Annotated in this window: 7 protein-coding genes and 1 pseudogene; 3 read left to right on the top strand and 5 right to left on the bottom strand. The window is 60.6% G+C overall.

Annotated features, from left to right (window positions below; all coding sequences use genetic code 11):
* From groL to dnaK, 5 genes are all read right to left on the bottom strand, one after another.
* Positions 1-1,206, bottom strand: a 1,206-nt coding sequence (gene groL / locus KDL09_RS19655; protein ID WP_294388985.1) for a chaperonin GroEL, incomplete at its 3' end; no start/stop codon positions are given.
* A 40-nt stretch (positions 1,207-1,246) separates the two neighbouring features.
* Positions 1,247-1,543 (bottom strand): co-chaperone GroES, encoded by a 297-nt coding sequence (locus KDL09_RS19650; protein WP_294388984.1) that lies wholly within the window; start codon positions 1,541-1,543, stop codon positions 1,247-1,249.
* Between the two features lie 109 nt (positions 1,544-1,652).
* Positions 1,653-2,258 (bottom strand): hypothetical protein, encoded by a 606-nt coding sequence (locus KDL09_RS19645; protein WP_294388982.1) that lies wholly within the window; start codon positions 2,256-2,258, stop codon positions 1,653-1,655.
* Complete coding sequence (locus tag KDL09_RS19640; protein WP_294388981.1) at positions 2,255-2,836, bottom strand: hypothetical protein; 582 nt, start codon at positions 2,834-2,836, stop codon at positions 2,255-2,257. The genes KDL09_RS19645 and KDL09_RS19640 overlap by 4 nt, the downstream gene beginning before the upstream one ends.
* Positions 2,837-2,868: 32 nt before the next feature.
* A complete protein-coding gene (dnaK, locus tag KDL09_RS19635) occupies positions 2,869-4,809 on the bottom strand; it encodes a molecular chaperone DnaK (RefSeq protein WP_294388977.1) in 1,941 nt (646 codons plus the stop codon).
* A gap of 355 nt (positions 4,810-5,164) precedes the next feature.
* Here dnaK and nuoB point away from each other — a divergent pair, with 355 nt between their 5' ends.
* The 3 genes and pseudogenes from nuoB to KDL09_RS19620 all read left to right on the top strand — a co-directional run.
* Positions 5,165-5,701, top strand: a complete 537-nt coding sequence (gene nuoB, locus KDL09_RS19630; protein WP_294388976.1) for an NADH-quinone oxidoreductase subunit NuoB — start codon at positions 5,165-5,167, stop codon at positions 5,699-5,701.
* Between the two features lie 12 nt (positions 5,702-5,713).
* Positions 5,714-6,286, top strand: coding sequence for an NADH-quinone oxidoreductase subunit C (locus tag KDL09_RS19625; protein WP_294388974.1), 573 nt, complete (start codon positions 5,714-5,716; stop codon positions 6,284-6,286).
* Positions 6,287-6,401: 115 nt separating this feature from the next.
* Positions 6,402-6,761, top strand: a pseudogene (locus KDL09_RS19620) (alcohol dehydrogenase); the annotation flags it as partial.

Below are 6,761 nucleotides of genomic sequence, written 5' to 3'. Positions count from 1 at the left end.
GGTGGCGTGCAGGGCGTCTTCGACGCGGGCTTTCTTTTCCTTCATCTCGGTTTCGGTGGCGGCACCGACGTTGATGACGGCCACGCCGCCGGCGAGCTTCGCAAGGCGCTCCTGGAGCTTCTCACGATCGTAGTCGCTGGTGGTTTCGGCGATCTGGTTCTTGATCTGGGAAACGCGTCCCGCGATGGCTTCGCTGCCGCCTTCGCCTTCGACGATGACGGTGTTTTCCTTGCCAATGGTGATGCGCTTGGCCTGGCCGAGGTCGGCGAGCTCGATGTTCTCAAGCTTGATGCCGAGGTCTTCGGTGATGCAGCGGCCGCCGGTGAGGATGGCGATGTCTTCGAGCATGGCCTTGCGGCGGTCGCCGAAGCCAGGAGCCTTGACGGCGACGATGTTGAGGGTGCCGCGCAGCTTGTTCACCACGAGGGTGGCAAGGGCTTCGCCTTCGACGTCTTCAGCGATGATGAGGAGGGGCTTGCCGGAGCGGGCGACCTTCTCAAGCAGAGGAAGCATGTCCTTGAGGCTGCTGATCTTCTTCTCGTTGATGAGGATGTAGGCGGACTCAAGGTTCGCTTCCATGGACTCAGGATTGGTGACGAAGTAAGGGGAGAGGTAGCCCTTGTCGAACTGCATGCCTTCCACGACTTCGAGGGTCGTTTCGATGCTCTTGGCTTCTTCGACGGTGATGGTGCCTTCCTTGCCGACTTTGTCCATGGCTTCGGCGATGATGTTGCCGATGCCGGCGTCCCAGTTGGCGGACACAGTTGCGACCTGAGCCACTTCCTTGCTGTCCTTCACCGGGGTGGAGATTTCCTTGAGCTTGGCGACGATGGCCTCGGTGGCCTTCAGGATGCCGCGCTGCAGGGAGGTCGGGTTGGCGCCGGCGGTCACGTTGCGGAGACCTTCGGAGTAGATCGCCTCGGCAAGAACCGTGGCGGTCGTGGTGCCGTCACCGGCGATGTCGGAGGTCTTGGAGGAGACTTCCTTGATGAGCTGGGCGCCCATGTTTTCATAGGGATCAGGAAGTTCAATTTCCTTGGCCACGGTAACACCGTCCTTGGTGATGGTGGGGGAGCCGAATTTCTTTTCCAGGATCACGTTGCGTCCGGATGGTCCGAGGGTGGCCTTCACGGCTTTCGCCAGTTTGGTGACACCGCGGAGGAGGGCGTGACGTGCGTTTTCGTCGAAGTTGAGTTGTTTAGCCATAACAGTGGATGTGTGAGGTCAGGGGTTTGGGTTGAGGGGATTAAGCGATGATGCCGAGGATGTCCGTTTCGTTGATGATGAGGACGTCTTCGCCGTTGAGCTTCACTTCCGTGCCGCCGTACTTGGAGATGAGGACCTTGTCGCCCTTCTTCACGGTGAAGAGGGTAGCGACGTCTTTGCCTTCGTCGTCCTTGCCGGTGCCGAGTGCGAGCACTTCAGCTTCCTGCGGCTTTTCTTTGGCGGTGTCAGGGAGGAAGATGCCGCCAGCGGTTTTTTCTTCGCTGGAGGAGCGCTTCACGAGGACGCGGCGTCCGAGGGGGGTGATGGAGGTGGCCATAGTTGGTCTGGTTTGTGCTTTGAGGGTTGTGGTTCTGGTTTGGTTCGGGTTGTCTGCCCGGCCTGCTGTCACACGGGTTGGGTGTGCCGGCTGGCCGGGCGGAAAGGGGTCAGTCAGGTTGTTCGGTTTTGGGGGGGGTAGGCGCAGCGGCCGGCGCAGGGACGATGGAAACACCGTTGGGTGCGCGATCGAGGCCGCCGTAGCTGATGTCTGGGGTGGCTTCGCCGATTTCACCGACGAGGAAACTCACGAGCTGCTTCGGGTCTTCGGAAAGCACGGCCTGCAGCATGCGCGCCGTGCGTGCCTGATCGTAGCCTTTGATGTCGAGGTCAAGCCTGGCAGCACCATCGAGTCCTTTGATCTGTGCAGCGAGATCGACGCTGTTGTTGATGCGCGCCTGCAAGGGTTTGTCCTGCGCGAGTTTGCCCAGCAGATTGCGCAGCGGGGCGTTCACCTCCGGCACGTTGAGGAGATCGGCGGCCGTTTTGCCAGGATATTGCGCGAGGATGGCCTTCGCCTCGTCCGCCAGCTCGTCGGATGTGGCAGGAGCAGGCGGAGGCGGGGTCAAAGCATCACTGATCGCCGCATCGAGCCGCGTTTCGGAAACTGTGGCGGCCTTGGGCGCCTCAGAAACAGCCGGCTTGACTGCTTCGGGTGATTTGCCGCAGGAGGCGCATGCCAATGCCGCGATGATGAGGAAAGCGGACGTTTTCATGCGCGTGGGGCCAGTGCGGCATTGGAGATTTCACGCAGGGCCGTTCTCACGGCCTGCTCGAAGCTTTGAAATGATTCGTACTGCGGCAGCAATGCTCCGGTCATGCCGCGCACATCAGCGGTGTTTTCCAACCGGCCCATGACGAACCACTGGTCGCCACCGTGACTTTCGATGAGCGATTTGAGGTATTGGATCTCGAGCTTCTTGTTCGTGATCTGATCGTTCGTGTCGGAACTCTGGTTGGTGAACTCCACCAGCGGCTGGCGGCAGAGCAGGATGCCATACGCACGACCGGGAGCCAGCGAGCAGGTCACGGAATACTTCGCCTGCGAATCCACCAGCGTGTGGGTGGGGTCGGTGCAGCTGATCGCCAGCTCCGTCTCATCGAGACGTGCGCTCGCGCCCATGGGATCGCGCTTGATGCGGAATCCCTCGACCTCGGTCATCGACGTGAAACATTCGACGATCTGGTTCAAGAAACGACGGCGCTGGCCGAGCAACAGCTCGTCATGTCGATGGAGGAGGCCTTTGGCCTCTCCATCGAGCGCAGACAGTTCCTTGAGCGCTTCCAGACTCATCGTGGTTTCAGAATGGGCATGCGGATCTGTGCTTACTTGTCCTTGTCCACGACTTCGAAGTCAGCGTCGACGACCTTGCCTTTGTCCTTCGGTTCTGCAGAGGCTGTTTCAGCGCCACCCGCAGCACCCATGTCGGGCATGCCACCGGGGGCTCCGGCGGTTGCGCCTGCCTGGGCTGCGGCCTGATAGGCGGCGGCGAAGAGTTTTTCGAGTTCTTCGGTCTGTGCCTTCATCTTGTCGGTGTCGCCGGATTCGACGGCGGACTTGAGGCTGGTGAGCTTGTCCTTGATCGGGGCGAGCTGGTCGGCGGGGACTTTTTCTTCCCACTCCTTGAGCTGCTTCTCGATCTCGAAACTGAGGCCTTCCGCCTTGTTCTTCACTTCGACGGCTTCCTTGCGCTTGAGGTCTTCCTCGGCGTGCTCCTCGGCATCGCGCTTGGCTTTTTCGATCTCTTCCTGGCTGAGGCCGGAGCTGCCCTGGATGGAGATTTTCTGCTCTTTGCCGGACACTTTTTCCTTCGCGGAGACGTGCAGGATGCCGTTGGCGTCGATGTCAAAGGTGACTTCGATCTGCGGCACACCACGTGGGGCCGGCGGGATGCCGTCGAGCTTGAAGGTGCCGAGCGTCTTGTTGTCGCGGGACATTGGGCGCTCGCCCTGAAGGACGACGATTTCGACGCCGGGCTGGTTGTCGCTGTAGGTGGAGAAGATCTGCGAGTGCTTCTTCGGGATCGTCGTGTTGCGCGGGATCATCGGGGTGGCGACACCGCCGGCGGTCTCGATGGCGAGCGTGAGGGGAGTCACGTCGAGCAGGAGCACGTCTTTGACATCACCCTTGAGCACACCGCCCTGGATGGCAGCGCCGATGGCGACAACTTCATCCGGATTCACACCCTGATGCGGGTCTTTGCCGGCGAGCTTCTTCGCAGTTTCGACCACCTTCGGCATGCGGGTCATTCCGCCGACGAGCACGAGTTCGTCGATCTTGCTGGCGTCGAGTTTGGCGGCGGCGAGGCAGTCCTTCACTGGCTTGATGGTGCGCTCGAACAGGCTGTCCGTGAGCTGCTCCATCTTGGCGCGGGTGAGCGTCTTCATAATGTGCTTCGGCCCGGTGGCGTCGGCGGTGATGAAGGGCAGGTTCAAATCGTAGCTCTGGCTGGAGCTGAGGGCGATCTTGGCTTTCTCGGCTTCTTCCTTGATGCGCTGGATGGCGTCCGGCTGGCCGCTGAGGTCGATGCCGCTGTCGGTTTTGAATTCGCTGATGATCCACTGGATGAGCGTGTTGTCCCAGTCGTCACCGCCGAGGTGGGTGTCGCCATCCGTGGCGAGCACTTCGAAGACGCCGTCACCGATTTCGAGCACGCTGATGTCGAACGTGCCGCCGCCAAGGTCATACACGGCGACCTTTTCGTCTGACTTGCTGTCGAGACCGTAGGCGAGTGCCGCGGCGGTCGGCTCATTGATGATACGGCGAACATTGAGGCCGGCGATCTCACCCGCGGCCTTCGTGGCGTTGCGCTGGCTGTCGTTGAAGTAAGCAGGAACGGTGATGACCGCTTCGGTGATCGTTTCGCCGAGCTTGGCTTCCGCGTCGGCCTTCAGCTTCGCGAGGATCATCGCGCTGACTTCCTGCGGGCTGTAAGTTTTCGTTTCGCCGCCGACTTCGACCTGCACGTGGGCGTCGCCATTGCCGGCGGCCACGATCTTGTAGGGCATGCGCTTGTCGGCGTCGGTGAGTTCGGCGAACTTGCGGCCCATGAGGCGCTTCACGGAGAAGACGGTGTTGCGTGGGTTCGTCACAGCCTGGCGCTTCGCGGCCTGACCGACGACACGCTCGCCACTCTTGGTGAAAGCGACGACTGAGGGCGTCGTGCGGGCGCCTTCTGAATTTTCGAGCACCGTGGCCTTGCCGCCTTCGAGGACGGCCATGCAGGAGTTGGTGGTGCCGAGGTCAATGCCGAGGATTTTGCTCATGGTGTGTGGGTTGGGGGGAAAGGGTGGTACTGAGGGTTGTTGATGCCCTTTTCCTTGGCTAGAGGCGTGCCAAGTGGCATTTTTCTCAGTTAACACGCTGTAAATCAGAGATCTAGTGATTGGATCTCAAAGTGCCAAGTGCCCCAAAATACCGTCAAAGTGCCAAAATGTGGCACAACTGCGCTGGCACTTGGCACTTTGGCTGTTGGTTGTGACACGCTCGCTGAATTTCGAACGGATCGCAGCCGCTCTCCTGCGAGAGGTGGCCTGCCGACCTTGTGAAAAGATTCACAATCTGTTTGCCGCTCCTGCGCACGGGGCGTAATTCTGCCAGCCCTTAAACCCCTGTTGCCCCATGGTCGCCCCTGCTGATCAAACTCTTGCCGCCTACGATTCGAAAGTCGAAGGCAATGTCATCTTCACGAAGCTGGACGCCGCCATCAACTGGATGCGCAAGAACTCCATGTGGCCGATGCCGATGGGCCTCGCCTGCTGCGCGATCGAAATGATGGCCGCGGCATGCAGCCGCTACGATTTGAGCCGCTTCGGTGCCGAGGTGATGCGCTTTTCCCCGCGTCAGGCCGACGTGATGATCGTGGCCGGCACGGTCACTTACAAGATGGCCCTCGCCGTGAAACGCGTGTGGGATCAGATGCCCGCGCCGAAATGGTGCATCGCCATGGGCGCCTGCGCGAGCAGCGGCGGCATGTATCGCAGCTACGCCGTGCTTCAAGGCATCGACCAGCTCATTCCGGTGGACGTTTACATCTCCGGCTGCCCGCCGCGTCCCGAGGCGCTTCTCGAAGGTCTCATGCGTTTGCAGCACAAGATCGAAACCGAACACTCCTTCGTCGAACAGAAGAAGGAACTCATCGACGAACTCACCGCCTAATTCTTCACGATCATGAACGCGGCAGAAATGGTGCAGGCCTTGAAGCAGAAGTTCGGCGATGCCGTCCTCGAAACGAAGGAGTTCCGCGACGAGCAAACGCTCGTCGTCAAACTCGCGAGCGCGAAACCGCTGCTCAAGTACTGCCGTGACGAATTGAACTTCGACTACCTCGTGGACGTCTCCAGCCTCGACTACATGGGCAAGGAACCGCGTTTCGAGATGGTGTACGAACTCTATGGCTACGGACACCTGCAGCACCTCCGTGTACGAGCCGCCGTGGCCGAGGACGAGGAAGTCCCCACCGTCAGCGACATCTGGCCAACCGCCGACTGGCACGAGCGTGAAGTCTACGACATGATGGGCATCAAGTTCAGCGGCCATCCTGATCTGCGCCGTATCCTCATGTGGGAAGGCTATCCTTTCTTCCCCTTGCGGAAGGATTTTCCGCTCGAAGGCAAGCCCAGCGAAATGCCCGACGTCGGCTTCACCAAAGTCGCGCCGATGGCCGACGGTCCGTTCGTCACCTGCGCAGGCCCTGGCGACACCGTGACTCGCGAACCGCGCTCCCACCGGCCGGTGGAATGATCCTGGCCTGCGGAAAGCATGGAAGAATTCAGGATGATTCTTCCCATGTGTTTCACGGATGACGCGGGCAGGAAAGAGCCGCTTCTTGATACCGTTCTGTTTCCTCCTTTTCATCATGACACGCACCCACCTCACCACCGTCCTCGGCCTCGCTCTGGCGACCGCCGCTTCTGCCGCCACCGCTGACTGGCCCACCTTCCGCGGCCCTGCTGGCAATGGCATCGTTCCTGCCGTGCCCGGCGCCAAATGGAGCCTCAAACAGGTCTGGAAATCGCCCACCAACCTCGGCTTCAGCAGCTTCTCCGTCGCGGACGGCAAGGCCTACACGCTCGTCACTGGCGAAACCGATGGTAACAGCGGTGAAATGCTCGCCTGCCTGGATGAAGCTACGGGCAAGGAGTTGTGGAGCAAACCGCTGAGCGTCATTCCCAAATACGACGGCGGTGGCGATGCCGGCACCCCGGACAACAAAGGT

The sequence above is a fragment of the Prosthecobacter sp. genome (assembly GCF_020439865.1).
Taxonomy (GTDB): domain Bacteria; phylum Verrucomicrobiota; class Verrucomicrobiia; order Verrucomicrobiales; family Verrucomicrobiaceae; genus Prosthecobacter.
The sequence above is the reverse complement of the archived record's forward strand: the minus strand, read 5'-3'. Positions and strand labels throughout refer to the sequence as shown.